The sequence below is a fragment of the Vallitalea sp. genome, from assembly GCF_025211055.1.
Classification (GTDB): Bacteria; Bacillota; Clostridia; order Lachnospirales; family Vallitaleaceae; genus Vallitalea.
Genome location: NZ_JAOARO010000094.1, coordinates 98,109 through 115,486 on the forward strand (window position 1 = coordinate 98,109; position 17,378 = coordinate 115,486).

The 17,378-nt window shown below is 29.2% G+C and carries 16 protein-coding genes; all 16 read left to right on the forward strand.

All coding sequences use genetic code 11. From position 1 onward, the window contains the following. The 16 genes from N4A55_RS14935 to N4A55_RS15010 all read left to right on the forward strand — a co-directional run bounded on the left by N4A55_RS14935 (window position 1) and on the right by N4A55_RS15010 (window position 16,972). A complete protein-coding gene (locus N4A55_RS14935; protein WP_293757794.1) occupies window positions 1-1,260 on the forward strand; it encodes a glycosyltransferase in 1,260 nt (419 codons plus the stop codon). Between the two features lie 50 nt (window positions 1,261-1,310). After that, complete coding sequence (locus N4A55_RS14940) at window positions 1,311-2,435, forward strand: glycosyltransferase family 4 protein (protein WP_293757796.1); 1,125 nt, start codon at window positions 1,311-1,313, stop codon at window positions 2,433-2,435. Window positions 2,436-2,464: 29 nt separating this feature from the next. Then, a complete protein-coding gene (locus tag N4A55_RS14945) occupies window positions 2,465-2,956 on the forward strand; it encodes a DUF4330 domain-containing protein (protein WP_293757799.1) in 492 nt (163 codons plus the stop codon). 30 nt (window positions 2,957-2,986) lie between these two features. Further along, window positions 2,987-3,475, forward strand: a complete 489-nt coding sequence (locus tag N4A55_RS14950) for a DUF4330 domain-containing protein (protein WP_293757802.1) — start codon at window positions 2,987-2,989, stop codon at window positions 3,473-3,475. A gap of 38 nt (window positions 3,476-3,513) precedes the next feature. After that, entirely contained in the window at window positions 3,514-3,996 is a 483-nt protein-coding gene (locus tag N4A55_RS14955; RefSeq protein ID WP_293757805.1) for a hypothetical protein, read from the forward strand. Window positions 3,997-4,037: 41 nt separating this feature from the next. Further along, entirely contained in the window at window positions 4,038-5,402 is a 1,365-nt protein-coding gene (locus N4A55_RS14960) for an O-antigen ligase family protein (protein ID WP_293757808.1), read from the forward strand. 39 nt (window positions 5,403-5,441) lie between these two features. Beyond that, window positions 5,442-6,527: a polysaccharide pyruvyl transferase CsaB gene (gene csaB, locus N4A55_RS14965; RefSeq protein ID WP_293757811.1), complete on the forward strand. Its 1,086-nt coding sequence runs from the start codon at window positions 5,442-5,444 to the stop codon at window positions 6,525-6,527. Between the two features lie 30 nt (window positions 6,528-6,557). After that, window positions 6,558-7,283 (forward strand): WecB/TagA/CpsF family glycosyltransferase, encoded by a 726-nt coding sequence (locus N4A55_RS14970; RefSeq protein WP_293757815.1) that lies wholly within the window; start codon window positions 6,558-6,560, stop codon window positions 7,281-7,283. Window positions 7,284-7,365: 82 nt separating this feature from the next. After that, window positions 7,366-8,235, forward strand: coding sequence for a YitT family protein (locus tag N4A55_RS14975; RefSeq protein WP_293757818.1), 870 nt, complete (start codon window positions 7,366-7,368; stop codon window positions 8,233-8,235). A 506-nt stretch (window positions 8,236-8,741) separates the two neighbouring features. Beyond that, a complete protein-coding gene (locus tag N4A55_RS14980) occupies window positions 8,742-9,854 on the forward strand; it encodes an ABC transporter ATP-binding protein (protein ID WP_293757821.1) in 1,113 nt (370 codons plus the stop codon). 438 nt (window positions 9,855-10,292) lie between these two features. Continuing rightward, window positions 10,293-11,384 carry a PucR family transcriptional regulator gene (locus tag N4A55_RS14985; RefSeq protein ID WP_293757824.1) on the forward strand — a complete coding sequence of 364 codons (1,092 nt, stop codon included), beginning with the start codon at window positions 10,293-10,295 and terminating at the stop codon, window positions 11,382-11,384. 140 nt (window positions 11,385-11,524) lie between these two features. Continuing rightward, a complete protein-coding gene (gene ftsE / locus N4A55_RS14990) occupies window positions 11,525-12,211 on the forward strand; it encodes a cell division ATP-binding protein FtsE (protein ID WP_113673668.1) in 687 nt (228 codons plus the stop codon). Then, complete coding sequence (ftsX, locus tag N4A55_RS14995; protein WP_293757827.1) at window positions 12,201-13,112, forward strand: permease-like cell division protein FtsX; 912 nt, start codon at window positions 12,201-12,203, stop codon at window positions 13,110-13,112. The genes ftsE and ftsX overlap by 11 nt, the downstream gene beginning before the upstream one ends. Window positions 13,113-13,151: 39 nt before the next feature. Next, entirely contained in the window at window positions 13,152-14,282 is a 1,131-nt protein-coding gene (locus N4A55_RS15000) for a murein hydrolase activator EnvC family protein (RefSeq protein WP_293757830.1), read from the forward strand. Window positions 14,283-14,391: 109 nt separating this feature from the next. Then, the gene (locus tag N4A55_RS15005) at window positions 14,392-15,651 is read left to right on the forward strand and encodes a S41 family peptidase (protein ID WP_293757833.1); all 1,260 of its coding nucleotides are present in this window, start codon (window positions 14,392-14,394) and stop codon (window positions 15,649-15,651) included. Window positions 15,652-15,709: 58 nt separating this feature from the next. After that, window positions 15,710-16,972 (forward strand): PDZ domain-containing protein, encoded by a 1,263-nt coding sequence (locus N4A55_RS15010; protein ID WP_293757836.1) that lies wholly within the window; start codon window positions 15,710-15,712, stop codon window positions 16,970-16,972. The last annotated feature ends 406 nt before the right edge of the window (window positions 16,973-17,378 follow it).

Genomic DNA, 17,378 nt, shown 5'->3' on the forward strand with positions numbered 1-17,378 from the left:
ATGAAAAGAAAAGTCTTAATGGTAGCTAATCAATTTCCACCAATGGGTGGCTCAGGAGTTCAAAGAAGTGTAAAATTTGCTAAATATTTGAGAGAATTTGAATGGGAACCCATTGTATTTACAAGAGAAAGTAATAAAGGTTTAATTGATGAATCATTACTTCAGGATATACCTAAGGATTTGAAAGTAATAAGAACTAAATCTTATGACTTGAATGAGCTAGGGAAACCTTTTAATTTAGTTGGGAAATTCATATCTAGGAAGATATTGATACCTGATGGTGATAGAATATGGTACGAAAAGAATAAAGACATTCTCTTAGAATATATAAAGGAGAATGATATTGATGTTTTATATACCACATCTTACCCATATAGCGACCATTTGTTAGGCTTATATGTGAAAAAACATATGCCTGATCTAAAATGGGTAGTGGATTTTAGGGATGAGTGGTGTAATAATCCATATATTCTTGATATGGGATATTCTAAAAGCCGTATGGATAAGGAACGTAGAATGGAAAGAGAAGTAGTTGGTAATTGCGATTATTTTATTACTAATACACCTTTAATGCTGAAGAATTTTTTGAAAGACTATAATATAGAAGATAAATCATACGTAATACCTAATGGTTATGATGAAGAGGATTTCTGTAATCTCAGTAAGGATTATGTGAAAAAAGATAAACTCATCATTACTTACTCAGGTTCAATGTATGGAAGAAGAAAACCAGATTATTTTTTACAAGCGGTGAGTGAATTAATAAATGAGAAAAAAATTGATAAAAATGACATATTAATAAGATTTATAGGCAATATTCCTAATAAGAAAATAAATGAGATAAATGATACTTATTCTTTAAAGGGGGTAGTTAAATATTTACCTTATATGGAACATAAGAAGAGTATTGAAAAGCTTATAGAGTCAGATATTCTATTGTTTATTATTGGTGAAGGTAAAGGTGCAGAGAATTTCTATTCGGGCAAAGTATTTGAATACATGAATACCAATAGACCTATATTAGCATTAGTACCACCAAAAGGTGTTGCTGCTGATGTAATAAGAGAAACCAATACAGGATATATATCCGAAACAACCAATGTAAGCAGTATAAAAGACTTGATGATTAAGTTATATACAGATTGGAAGAATAATACTATTCAGATACAACCAGGTTGGGACATAATCAAAACTTTTGAGAGAAAAGAATTGACTAAACAACTTGTTACAGTATTTAATAAGGCTTATGATAACAGGTAGAATTATAGCTGTGGAAGTTATGAGATATAACAGTAGGAAGGTTGAATGTTATGAAAATATTACATCTTATTAGTGGAGGAGATAATGGAGGAGCAAAGACTCATGTCATTACTCTATTAAAAGAATTAAGTAAGCATGCTGATATAACACTTGTATGCCTTTTAGAAGAAAGTTTTGCAAAAGAAGCAAGAGAGCAAGGTATTAACGTTGTTGTTCTAAAACAAAGTAAAAGATATAAGTTAGACATTGTTAATCGTCTGGTTGAAATGCTGAAAGAAGATAAATATGATATACTTCATTGTCATGGAGCAAGAGCTAATTTTTTAGGGATGTTTATCAAAAAGAAATATTCTATACCTACTGTATCTACTATACATAGCGATTATAAATCAGATTTTGATAACAACTTATATAAAAAAATAGTATATACGACTTTGAATTATTTTAGTTTAAAAAAAATGGATTATTTTATAGCTATAACTAACCAGTTTAAACAAATGTTAGTAGATAGAGGATTCAAGGATAATAAGATTTTTGTAGCCTATAATGGTACTAGGATAATTGAAAAATATTATTCTCTATCTAAACAAGAATTTTTAGATAGATATAATATTGAATATGATGAAAATAAGATCTATGTAGGTATTGTCACAAGACTTCATCCAGTAAAAGGAATACCTGTATTTCTAAAAGCTGCTGCAAAAGTGTTAAAAACATCTAGTGATATCCTGTTTTTGATTGCTGGTAATGGTGATGAAAAACATACTGAAAAATATAAGGAATTTGTTATTAATAATAATCTAGGAGATAAAATTAGATTTCTTGGATTTGTTAAAGATATTGATAATTTCTATAATGCTATAGATATTAATACATTAACCTCTCATAGTGAGAGTTTTCCATATGCATTATTAGAAGGTTCCCTTAACAAGAAAGCTACTATTAGTTCAGCAGTAGGTGGAATTCCAGAGATGATTATACATGAAGAATCAGGATTGTTATTTGAAGATAATAATTATAAACAATTAGCAGAATATATTATACAGCTTGCTAAAGATGGAGAGTTAAGGAGTAGGTACAGTGAAAATCTGCATAGCAGGATAAAAAATAATTTTTCTGATGTAGATATGGCACAGTCACATTTAGAAATATATAACAAAATACTAAAGAATTGAATTAGGTATATACAGAAAGGAAGGTAAATATGAAAATAATTGATAAGAATGGTAAATTATTTGGCAAGATTAACATTATGGATATAATAATTATTCTTTTAGTAATAGTGATAGGTTTTGCTGTTTATAGTAAATATAAAAAAGATAGTGAGACTGTTGTTTCATCCACTAAAAAAGATATATATATTGTTGCAGAAGCTTATTCACAAGCACCAGAAATAACAGAGTCTATTGTAGAAGGAGAAACTCTGGTTGCGCAGAATAAATATCAATCTGGAAATATAGATTATGTGGAGATAACAGATGATGATTATGTTACAACCACAAAAGATGGAAAGCTTATAGCAACAAAAGATACAAGCAGAAAAAGAATTGAAGTTGGAATTAAATGCAAAGCTAATATAAATGGACCATACATTGATAGTGGTGGACAAGAGATAAAAGTTGGACTGCCATATTGGATTAAAACCAGTAATGGTCAAATAAAAGGCGTTGTTAAAGAAATTAGATTAGAGCAATAAGGAGAACGATAATATAAGGGAGAGAAATAGATGAAGATTATAAATGAAAAAGGAAAACTATTTGGATTAATTAATATTATTGACTTGATAACCATTTTTCTTATTATTGCATTAGTTCTAGGAGCATTATACAAATTCAAGGGCAATGATATTAGTGTGTTAGGTTCCAACAAAACAAAAGAGATGGAATATGTTGTTAGATTAATACCTAACTATGAATATTTCTTTGGACAATATAATGTAGGAGACAAATTGGTTCAAGATAAAAGAGTATTGGATGCAACTATAACTGATATAAAAATTCAAGATTATTATAAATCTGTAGGAGATGAAAATGGTGTAGTATCCGTTCAGAAACATCCCTTATATAAGCAGGCATTCATAACTATAAAAGGAACTGTATCTGATAAAGACCCTATTTTTAAATTGGGGGAACAAGAAATAAGAGTTGGATGTAGTAATTTTGTAAGAACTAAATTATGTGCGTTGCCAGGTTTTATATATGAAGTTAAAAAATAATAACTTGACTCAGGAAATATAAGAGAGGAAAGAAAGCTATGGATGTAATTAGAACTAGTTTATTTTATAGAATTATTAAGTATGTTGATAGAATACATGAGTATAGTTTTTTCTATAAAACAAGGAAAAAGAATAAAATTCATAGATCTACTAAGTTTGAACATTCAATATATCATTATTCATTAATATATAAACTATTGTGTGCTATAGGAAAGGTTTTTAGTGTATTGTTTGGTTGTATCAATAAAGGTTGTAGAACTAGCTTGATAATAAATGCAATAGGTAAGTTAACTTATGATATGAAGAATAAAAAAATAAGAGTATTTAACCAATTTATGATAAGTTTTATTATTGGATATATAATAACTAATATTGCTTTTAATATGTTTGCTAGCTATAAGCTAAAATACGTACTAGTATTTGCTGTATTAACACTAGCTGTTAATTTTATAGCTTATTTGATATGTAAATATAAAGAACATAGTTTGTTTATTTGTCTGTTTAGCAAGATTATAAATTAATATTAATATGAGAAAATAATACAAGTTAGTTGGTGAACAATGTGAAAAATAAAATAAATGTATTGATTATAATAATTGGTTTGGCTATTGGTATAATAGGTGCAAAATTAGGCATTAGTATTGCTATTGGGGCAACAATGATTGTAATATTAGCAGCTGCTATCATTTTAGATTATCAAAAAACGGTTATACTACTTGGAATATATGTTTTTATTGATTTTGCAGTAAGGAACCTAGCGGGTCTAGCTGTTTTTTCAAGTATATGGGATGAACTGATGTTTCTAGGTTTTATATGTATTTTTATCTATAAATTAATCCGTTATAGAAATAAGAGTATTTATAAATCAACCCCTTTAGATTTTCCCATTGTATTTTTTGTTTTAATGGGTATTCTTTTAGTGTTTATTAACTCCCCGAATCTAGGAATTGCAATTGATGGATTAAGAGCAGTTGTGCAGTATATGCTATGGTATTTCTTAGCTGTTCAATTACTTGATTCTACAAAAAGTATTCTAAAAGTATATTGGGTATTAACTTCAGTAGGAACATTATTAGGTTTACATGGTATATATCAATATCTAACAGGTGCTGAGATGTTGGGTAACTGGGTAGATAGTGCAGAAAATATAACTACTAGAGCGTATTCTATTGTAGGAAGCCCTAACATATTAGGTGCGGTATTTGTACTATTTATTCCTATGAGCATAGCCCTTTTAACTTCTGATCATAATAGATGGAGAAAATTTATCGCATTTTGTATGACAGTAGTTATGGCTGGAGGATTATTTGCAACTATGTCAAGAGGAGCATGGATATCTGCTGCATTTGGTATAGGTATATTTATAATATATAAAAATAAAAAACTATTATTACCTCTTATATTATGCGGAGGAATAGCTCTACTTATGGTTCCTTCCTTATCTAATAGACTTACTTATATGTTTACAGATGAATATAAAGCAAAGTCTTCGAGGGGTGGTAGAATATATAGATGGGAAGAAGGAATAGAAGCTTGGAGTGAAGGTAATAAAGTTATTGGTTTAGGATTAGGAAGATATGGAGGAGCTGTTGCGACTAATAATGATTTATCTCCGTTCTATATGGATAATTACTATCTTAAGACATTAGCTGAGATGGGTATACTAGGATTAGTATCATTTATTTTACTTCTAATATGTGTGGTAAAATGGTGTACCACAGCAGTCATAGAAGAACGTGATAGAAGGAAAAAAGACCTAATGATGGGATTATTTGCAGGAGCGTTAGGTATGTTAGCGCAGAATGGTGTAGAAAATATATTTGAAGTTCCTATGATGGTTACCTATTTTTGGCTTTGTATAGGAATGATAATGGCACTTAAATTGGATAAAAATAGATATAGCATAAGAGATAATATAATGAAATAATAAGTTTCAAGCGTTTATTTCAAAGGAATGGGTGTTTACATGATTAATATTGTAATCTCTGGATATATTGGTTATAGTAATTGTGGTGATGATGCAATACTATCAGCTATATGTGAAGGAATTAGAGAATTAAATATAGAGGCTAATATTACAGCTTTGTCTAAGAATCCTGTAATTACTATGAAAGATAATAATATAAAATCAATATATAGGTTTGATTGGAAAGAAGTTAATAGAACTATAAAGAGTGCTGATATTATAATAAGTGGCGGGGGCAGCTTACTACAAGATACAACAAGTACAAGATCACTACTATATTATCTAGGAATAATTAAGTTGGCTAAATTATATAAGAAAAAAGTTATGCTTTATGCTAATGGAATTGGACCCATTTATAAAAAATTAAATCGAATGATGACAAAATACATAGTTAATAAGGTGGATATAATAACTCTTAGAGACGAATTGTCCAAGAAAGATCTAGAGAGTATGGAAGTAACGAAGCCTAGAATACATGTTACTGCAGATCCTGTATTTTCTATGAATGTTAATAATAATGGCTATAAGAAACTATTATTAGATAATGATATTCCACTTGATAAACCACTTGTTGGCATCTTATTTAGAGAATGGAAGAATATTAGATGTGAAAAGGTAATCGCAGAAGTATGTGATAAACTTGTAGAAGAAAAAGACGTAAATATAGTTTTTGTTCCAATGGAATACAAAGAAGATATAGCTATTAGTAAACACATTTCTAATAATATGAAGAAAAAATCTTATGTACTTGATAAAGACTTAGATTCATCATCTATCATAGGAGTTATAGGTGAAATGCATATGATACTAAGTATGAGACTTCATGCGTTATTATTTGCTGCATTAAGCAGTATACCTATGGTTGGATTTGTATATGACCCAAAAGTAAGTTGTTATCTAGAACTAATGGATATGCCTTCAGCAGGTGATGTTAAGAAACTAGATATAACATCAATTAATAATATTGTTAATGATGTTTATAATAATTATGATAATTATGTTGAAAAGCTAAATGAAATAAAGGTTGAGATGAAAAAGAAATCAGAACTCAACAATAAATATCTTTTAGATTTGATAAATGAATAAAATAAAAAATGAAAGGATTAATATTAATAGATGAAAGTTGATATTTTAGGAGTTAAAATAGATGATTTAACTATGGACAAAGCTGTAAATAAGGTTATCCAATATACCAAGAGCGAAAAAAAATATAAAATCTATACTCCTAATCCTGAATTTGTTATGACGGCAAATGAAGATGAAGAGTTTAGAAGTATTCTTAATGAAGGTGATTTGGTCATTCCTGATGGAATAGGTATTGTTATTGCTTCTAAAATAATGAAAAAAAGTATAACAGAACGTGTTGCGGGATATGATCTCCTACAAAATATTTTTAGTAAGATTAAAGATACTGATAAATCTGTATATTTTTTTGGGGCTGCAAAAGGAGTAGCATTACAAGCTGCGAAGAAAATGCAAGAAGTTTATGAGGGTCTGAATATCATTGGAATTCATGATGGATATTTTGATGAAGAAGAAGAGAAAAAAATCATTAGAGAAATTAATTCCCTTAAACCAGATATATTATTAGTAGGTCTAGGTGCTCCGAAACAAGAAAAATGGATAAACCAAAATATTGATAACCTAAATATAAGAGTCGCCATAGGTGTTGGTGGTAGTTTTGATGGTATGGCAGGAATAGTAAAAAGAGCTCCTGAAATATATCAAAAATTAGGTCTGGAATGGTTTTATAGACTTATAAAACAACCAACTAGAATTAAAAGGATGATAAAATTACCTATGTTTCTAATAAAAGTTATTATATATAGGAAACACCCATAAATACATACACAAGATATGATGAAAACTCAAGTGTATTTTATTTTTACCATATTTGAAATTTGTGTAACAGAAGGAGAAAATTATGGAATTGACAAGTAAGCGAAAACCTATTATAGATTATTTTATAATAATTGTAGGAGTAACATTATTAGCAGCGGGATTAAATATGTTTTTTATCCCTTTGGATCTTGTAACAGGTGGAGTTACTGGTTTGGCTATAATTATTAAAAAGTTAACTGAAAACATAGTACCAGGTGGGGTTGAACCCTGGATTACTAATATTGTAATAAATATTCCTTTGTTTTTAACAGCGGTACTTATTAAGGGCAAAAATTTTGGTGGTAGAAGTTTATTTTCTACAATGTTTTTATCATTAGCTTTAATCTATACATCTTATTTACCTCAAGCTACTAATGATATGCTTCTTGGGAGTGTATTTGGTGGAGTTATATCTGGAGCTGGGCTAGGATTGGTTTTTTCAGCTTATTCAACTACAGGTGGAACAGATTTGGCTGCTAGTATAATACAACACTATATAAAACATATATCAGTAGCCCAATTAATGCTCATATTAGATGCAATCATTATTATATCAGGATATTTCATCTTTGGAATTGAAAAAGCTATGTACGCTTTAGTAGCAGTATTTATTTCTGCTAAGATTATAGATGCAATTTTAGAAGGTATTCATTTTTCAAAAGCTGCATTTATCATATCTGACCATAACGATGTAATATCAAAAGAAATAATGCAGAGATTAGATAGAGGGGCGACAGGCTTACAAGGTAGTGGTAAATTTTCTAATAAGAGTAAAGAAATTCTTCTTTGTGTTGTATCAAAAAAGGAAATTGTCAAATTAAAAGAAATTGTGAGAGAATATGATAAATCTGCATTTGTTATTGTTGCAGATGTAAAAGAAGTTCTCGGTGAAGGATTTATAGAATACAAGTAGAATTGGTTCAATCCTATGGAATTACCTTATCTGATGACTTTTATAAGTTAAATTATAAGCTAGAAAAATATATAAAAAAAAGTGATAATTTTATCTATATTTACTTATCTAGTTATCGGTATAGATAAGTTTACTAATAAATAGGTTATATATAATGCAAAATTATTAAATTGGTGCTAACAGGTTACAATAATTGTTCAGCTTATTTTTGCAAGTATGACATAATTTATTCCTAGTTTTTAGGTAAAACATACTAGAAACTGAGTAGTATATCATAATTAGGTATTAAGAAATTAGTCATTATATATAGATTAGTAACTTATAAAAATAAATATTATAGATATAAGTATTAATTAGAATTAGCAATATACAAAATAAACAAAATGAAAACGGCTAATTTGTTTAATTAACCTATGGTATTAGCCCATGAAATATAGTATATTATCATACGTAGATACATACAGAGCTGGAAAATTACAAAAATATCCTAAGGGGGCTAATTTATTATGGCAAGCTTATCATTAAAGAATATTAAAAAAGTATATGCTCAAGGAGTTACAGCTGTACAAGATTTTAATCTTGAAATCGCTGATAAAGAATTTATTATCTTTGTAGGACCATCAGGTTGTGGTAAATCAACTACACTTCGTATGATTGCTGGACTTGAAGAAATCACAGATGGTGAATTATACATTGGTGAAAAATTAGTAAATGATGTTGAACCAAAAGACAGAGATATCGCTATGGTATTCCAAAACTATGCATTATATCCTCATATGACTGTTTATGATAACATGGCATTTGGTCTTAAGCTTAGAAAAACTCCTAAGGCAGAAATCCAAAAAAGAGTTACAGAAGCTGCTAGAATATTAGATATAGAGCATTTATTAGAACGTAAACCAAAAGCATTATCAGGTGGACAAAGACAACGTGTTGCTATGGGTCGTGCTATTGTTCGTGAGCCAAAAGTATTCTTAATGGACGAACCTCTTTCAAACTTGGATGCTAAACTTAGAGTTCAAATGAGACTTGAAATTTCTAAACTACATCAAAGATTACAAACAACAATTATCTATGTAACTCATGACCAGGTTGAGGCGATGACATTAGGTACTCGTATTGTTGTTATGAAAGATGGTATTGTACAACAAGTTGATACACCAACAAACTTATACGAAAAACCACAAAACTTATTCGTAGCTGGATTCATCGGTTCACCACAAATGAACTTTGTTGATTGTAAAGTAGCTAAGAATGGTAATGGTGTAGATTTAGTTTTTGAATCAAATAAAATTACTTTACCAGAAGCTAAAGCTAAAATATTAGTTGATGGTGGATACATTGGAAAAGAAGTTGTTATGGGTATTCGTCCACAAGATATTCATGATAGCCAAATATTCATTGAGTCATCACCAAAGAGTATAGTTATGGCTAATGTAAATGTAACAGAAATGTTAGGTTCTGAAACATTCTTATATGTTATTGTTGATGGTTATGATATGACAGCACGTGTAGATCCAAGATCAAAAGCTAAGCCAGGTGATAAAGTTGAATTAGCTATTGACTTAAATAGAATTCATGTTTTTGATAAAGAAACAGAAAAGACTATTACTAACTAAGGATAGTTATTGTTGATAAGATTACTAACATAATGATATGTTGAATATATTAAAGGGAATGTAAAATACTTCATTCCCTTTTAGTTTGCTTGTTATAAGAAAAAGCGAACTTTTTTGGATATAATTATTACAAGGTTATTTAGTAATTGTTACTTGTCATTACCACAATATAACTAATAATATATAGGTAAAAATGAAAAAAATATAAAAAACTGGATATTCGTTATTAAAAATCAATAATATTTATGATCTTTTGGTAAATGATTAAGAGGAAATACACAAAATTACGTATTCCCTCTTTTATTTTTGTAGATTTTGCTATAAAATATATAATAAGGGAAATAGTAAAGCCTAAAATTGGAAATAATTCTAATAATAAATATTTTATTCACTTATATAATATGCATTTCAATACTAAATAATAAGGGAGAGAAATAAATGATATCAAACCAGATTATTCAAAACACCATTGAAGGACTTAAGACGATAACACGTATTGATATAAGTGTTATAGATCCAGATGGGAAGATACTAGCAACAACTGAAGAAGGCAGATTAGAAGAATACAATTTTGCAGTTCCAGATTTCGTAAGGTCACAAGCAGAAAGTCAATTAGTTCTAGGGTATCACTTTTTTAAAGTATACGACGATCATAATGTAGAATATGTAGTTTCTGCAAAAGGTGAAACTGATGATGTTTATAAAATAGGTAAAATAGCATCTTTCCAAATACAGAATCTATTAGTAGCCTATAAAGAAAGATTCGACAAAGACAATTTTATCAAAAACTTATTACTTGATAACCTATTACTTGTGGATATATATAATAGGGCTAAGAAACTTCATATTGAGACAGATGTTAGAAGAGTAACTTTTTTAGTAGAAACTAAATTCGAGAAAGATAATAATGCACTTGAAATCGTAAGAAGCATATTCCCTTTAAAAACTAAAGATTTTATTACTGCAGTTGATGAAAAAAATATAATTATAGTTAAGGAATTAGATGAAAACGATACTAATGAAGATATCAATAAAATAGCAAAAGTGATTTTGGATACTCTTAATACAGAGGCTATGAGTAGTGTCTATGTAGCTATGGGTACAGTAGTAAATGATATTAAAGATGTTTCACGTTCTTATAAAGAAGCTAAAATGGCTTTAGAAGTGGGTAAAATATTCTATGTGGACAAGTATATTATAGGCTACAATAACCTAGGAATTGGAAGAATCATATATCAATTACCATTACCACTTTGCCAAATGTTCATAAAAGAAATATTTCATGGAAAATCACCTGATGATTTTGATAAAGAAACTATTACTACAATAAATAAATTCTTTGAAAATAGTTTGAATGTATCAGAAACATCAAGACAGTTATATATTCATAGGAATACTCTTGTATATAGATTAGATAAACTACAAAAGAATACAGGTCTTGACTTACGTATTTTTGAAGATGCTATTACATTCAAAATAGCATTGATGGTTGTTAAGTATATGAAATTTATAAGTGAATCGGAATATTAAACATAAAAATATACGTGTAAAAGACGATAAAGCAATTGTAGTTATCTACAATTGCCTAAGTCTTTTATCGTATAGTAAAATCATTTACATATGAGTCGGAGTAAAATAATAATTTGTTTTTGTAGTTAGGAGGATATTAGTTGATACGTCTTGAAAACATTACAAAGATATATTCCAATGGGGTATGTGCTTTGAATAATGTATCATTGGGAATAGAAAAAGGAGAATTCGTTTTTATAGTTGGGAATAGTGGTTCTGGAAAAACTACATTAATAAAATTATTGATGAAGGAACTAGATTCTACTGAAGGAAAAATATTTGTTGATGACAAGGATATAACAAGATTAAAAAGACGTTATGTTTCAACATTAAGAAGAAACATTGGAGTTGTATTTCAAGATTTTAGATTACTTGATAAGATGACTGTATATGATAACGTTGCTTTTGCACTTAAAGTAACAGAGGCATCAAATAAAAAGATAAGAAGAAGTGTACCTATGGTATTATCAATGGTGGGTCTTTCCAAAAAGGCAAAAATGTACCCAACAGAGATTTCAGGTGGAGAAAAACAAAGAACAGCGTTAGCTAGAGCAATTGTTAATAATCCCCCGATTCTAGTAGCAGATGAACCTACAGGAAATCTTGATCCTAATAATTCATGGGAAATAATGAAATTGCTAACAGAAATTAATATGAGGGGTACCACAGTAGTTGTTGTAACTCACGATAAAGAGATGGTTAACGCAATGAAAAAACGAGTTGTTACCCTTAATAATGGCTGTATTGTAAGAGATGTGCAAAGGGGAGACTACGGGGATGAAGCTTAGAACAGTTGATTATTGTTTTAAACAAGGGGTAATCAATCTATTTAAGAATAGATTAATGTCCATCGCTTCTATTGGTACAATAGCGGCTTGTTTGTTCATTGTAGGTATTTTTTATATAACTGCTGCCAATATTGAATATACGTTAAAAGAAGCGGAAAGCAACTTAGGAATAGCAGTTTTTCTAAAAGAAAATATAACAAAAACAGATAGAGAAGCTATAGAAACAATGATAAGCGAAAGAGAAGAAGTAAAATCAGTTGAATACATATCACCAGAACAAGCATGGGAAGACTTCAAAAAAACTATGTACGAAAATAATGAAGATTTATTGATTGGATTTGATGGAGAAAATAATCCATTAAAGAAATCTGATAACTTTCAGGTATTGATAAAAGATATCAATAAGCAAGAATCATTAGTTAAGTACATACAAACTTTGAGTGGAGTCAGAAAAATTAGACAGGAAAAAAATGTTACTGAAATAATAAAAGGATTTAATAGTTTCATTAACTATATGAGTATAGTACTTATTGTTATACTAATTTTTATATCTGTTTTTTTAATTTCTAATACTGTTAGAATTGCCATATCAGTTAGAAAGAATGAAATTAACATTATGAAATATCTGGGAGCTAAAGACTTTTTTATAAAATTCCCATTTATCATAGAGGGTATGCTTATAGGAGCAATTGGTGCAATAGTACCATTAGCAGTAATATATTTGGCATATGACTATGTAATAAATAGCATTAATGAAAGATTTGTTGTTATTAATCAATTTTTATCGTTTATGAACGTAGGTCAGATATATACAATTCTGATACCATTATCGTTGATTATTGGAATAGGTATAGGTATCGTAGGAAGTAGAATTACTATAAGAAAGCACTTGAGGGTATAAGACTTAAAAATATATTATATAAACAATAAGGAGGGCTATATGAAAAGAGTAATTAAAAATTGTTTGGTTATATTACTTTTGTTTATGGTTCCAACTACAATATTTGCTTCTTCCTATAAGCAGCAGTTAGATGATTTGGAACGACAACAAAAAAATAGCCAAAGTTCAATTAAACAAAATGAACAAGAAATCAAAGAATTAGACGCAGATATTAAAGAATTGGTAGGACGAATTGTACAGTTAGACAAGCAGATTGACGAATTTGATATTAAAATTAAAGATTTAGAGCAACAATTAAGTGATAAAGAAAAAGAGATTGAAGTTACTAAACAAGACTTGGCAAAAGCTAAGGAAAAAGAAGAAAAATATTTTAAGCAAACTAGTGAACGTATGAAAGTAATGTATGAACAAGGAGATTCTGCATATTTAGAGGTAGTATTAGAATCAAAAAATTTAAGTGATTTACTTAATAGAGTAGAGTACATAAATGCATTATTAGAATACGATACAAATATGATAAAAGAATTAGAAAATATAAGAGATGACATAGCTGCAACAGAAGTTAAATTAGAAGATGATAAGGAAAAAATTGTAGGATTGAAAGCAGAATGTGATCTTCAAAAATCAGCATTAGAAGACGTTCAAGCTACTAAAGAAAAAGAAATGGCTGCTTTAGAAAAAGATAAAAGAATTAATCAAGCAGAAATAGATGCTAAGAAAAAAGAAATGGAAGAGATAGCAAAGGCTATTGATAATATTAAGAGTAAGTTAGTTTATGCAGGTGGTAAGATGGCTTGGCCAACAAAATCCCATCGTATAACATGTCCTTTTGGTACGAGAAAACATCCTATTACGCATGTTATTAAAAATCACACAGGAATTGATATTGGTATACCATCTGGAACATCTGTGAAAGCAGCTAGTAATGGAACTGTAGCATTTGCTGGTTATAGTAGTGTATGGGGTAATTATATTTTGGTAGATCATGGAAGTGGATACGTAACTATCTATGCACATAACTCTAAATTACTAGTTAAAAAAGGACAAAAAGTAAAAATTGGACAAACTATTGCAAAATCAGGTAATACTGGATGGTCAACAGGTCCTCATTTACATTTTGGTATTAGAAAAAATGGTGAATGGATTAATCCATTGAATATGCTTAATTAATAAAAAACATGTAATTGCAAAAAACTGCTAATGCAGTTTTTTTCCTATAATGGAATAATACTAACTTAAATACAATACAATATTATTAGTATAGTAAGGAGAATGTTATATGGCTGAAAGAAAAAAATTTATTTATGGATTAGTTGTTGGGATGGCTATTATTCTTTTAATAAATGTTATATATTTCGGAACATCTAATTTGATGCACCAAGTGGAGGATAATAAAGGTGTTCAGGTTGTAAAGGAAGGATATAATACCCCAGAAGAAAAAATCAAGGATATACTTAAGCTTGTAGAAGACAGATACTATCTAGAGAATTATAAAGAAGAAGAGCTATATGATAGTGCTTATGATGGATTATATAGTGGATTGTTGGATGGTTTGGAAGATCCATATACTGAATATTATACAAAAAAAGAATATGAATCATTCATGGAAAGTACATCTGGGAGTTATGAAGGTATCGGTGCTGTTGTTACCTATAGTGAGGAGACAAAAGAATTGATGATTGTATCACCATTTATAGGTTCTCCAGCTGAAAAAGCTGGATTGCTTCCTGGAGATATAGTAAGAAAAGTTGATGATAAGAATATAAAAGGTCTTACTATGGAAGATGTAGTTGCCAACATGATTAGAGGTAAAAAAGGTACTAAGGTAACTCTAAGTATCTATAGAGAATCTGATAACTCAAATATGGATTTAGTAATAAAAAGAGATGTAATAACAATGCCTACTGTATCTTATGAAATGTTAGATGGCAAAATAGGGTATATTCGTATTACTGGATTTGAAGAAGTAACTTATGATCAATTTAAAGAAGCGCTTTATGATCTAGAAGCACAAGAACAAAAAGGATTGATTATTGATGTTAGAAATAATCCTGGAGGACTTTTGAATATTGTTATTGATATGTCTGACGAACTATTGCCAAAAGGATTGATTGTTTATACAGAAGATAAAAATGGTTATAGAGAACAAGCATCATCTGATGAAGAACATAAATTCACCAAACCTTTAGTTGTATTGGCAAATGAAAATAGTGCTAGTGCATCTGAGATTTTGACAGGTGCCATAAAAGATAGTGGTATTGGTACAGTTGTAGGAACAACAACTTTCGGTAAAGGTTTGGTTCAGAGAATATTCCCATTAGAAGATGGTTCAGCAGTAAAAGTTACTATTTCAAAATATTATACTCCTAGTGGCAACTATATACACGGAAAAGGAATTGAACCTGATGTAAAGATTGAATTGCCAGAAGGGCTAAAAAAAGAATTGGTTATTAAAAGAGAAGAAGATACACAATTTGCAAAAGCTGTTGAAGTAATGAAAGATAAAATTGCTAAAGAAGATATGGCTAATAGTAAGTAAATAAAATAATATAAGAAACTGGTAAAATGGTTGATAATGTTAAAATAGGGGAGCATATATGAATCCATTGTTAGAAATAATCCATATTACACTATTGTCTATTTCAAGAGCACTGTTCAATTTTTCATTTATATTTGTAATATGGATTCTATATCTTTTAATTAAAAAATATAAAAGTGTTAATATATATAACTTTGATAATTCTAAGACAGTTATAAGTGCCCTTGTAGAGTCTATTCTACAAGGGATAATCATTGGTATAATTGGCAGTCTGATAATAGTTATTATTGGGCTTCCAATTAATTTAACGTACTATTTAATATTTTTACTTCCCCTAGCTCTTATGTTATCCCTTATAAATATTAGATATTTATGTTTTTCATATGCTGCTTCTGTCATGGGCGTCTTGTCATTAGTGTTTAGAGGTCAAACTATATTTGGAGTTAATTTACCTGATATCAATATTAATATCAGTGGGTTATTGGCATTGGTAGGTATTTTACATTTAATGGAAGCTATATTAATCTATTTTGTAGGAGCAGATGATCCTATACCCATTGTGGCAAAAAAAGATGGAAAAATTGTTGTAGGACATTTGATGCAAAAGTATTGGCCGTTACCTATTGCTATGCTTGTATTATCAAGTGGAGGAGTGTCTAACTCAGAAATTGTTCAGATGCCAGAATGGTGGCCGTTGTTAAAAGATATACCCAATAATATAGGTACATATTTCTATGGATTAATGCCTTTTGTGGGAGCTTTAGGATATAGTAGCATAACATATTGTGAGGAACCTAAAAAAAGAAGTAGAAAAACCGCTTTAAGATTGATGGTTTATAGCGTGTTATTGATTGTTTTATCTATTTATTCAGTAGATAATATTTTTCTACAGATATTAGGTACAATTCTTATGGCTGGCATTCATGAAGGTATGATTCTATATGAGCAATATATTGAAAGTAAAAGAGAGCCTATTTATACAGTACCTATAAAAGGGGTAAGAGTTATGGGAGTTACTAGGGGTGGTGCTGGAGATCAAATGGGTATTAGGGTTGGAGATATAATAGCTAAGATTAATGGAATAAATGTTTTGAATACACGGCAGTATAGGGCGATATTAAAGAATGGTTTTACTTTTTTATGGGTAGATGTTGTACATCTTGATGGGAGTTTGGATACTTATGAGTTTAAGGCTTATCCTGATGGTATTACTGATTTGAAGGTGAGATTAATTCCGGAAAATCCAAGGATTATTTATAGGCATCAGAGTGTACAGAAGATAGGGTTGTTTCATATTATTAAAAATAGGTTTGGGAGATAAAGAGTTATTTAAAGGTTTGTATGATAATGATAGTAGGTAAAGAAAGATATATTTAAGTGATAATGGTAGTCTGTAAGAAAGGAATAGTTAGATAATAACGGTAGTATGTAAGAAAGATATAGTTAGATGACAACGGTAGTATGTTAGAACCATATATAATGATAATCACCTGTTACATTTGTTTCTATTATCTGATTGGAATGTAGCAACAACCTGTAAAAGGCGTTCTTATCATTATATATGGTTCTTTATATGTTGTGCCACTATGGATAAAGTGAAAAACATAACTTTGGTGGTGGCTAAGAGGAATTATATTTATTTAATCTGCTAATATCATGGAAAAATTTTGTGCAAACATATGTTTGCATTTTTTTTGTGATATGGTATAATAATTAAGACTAAAATA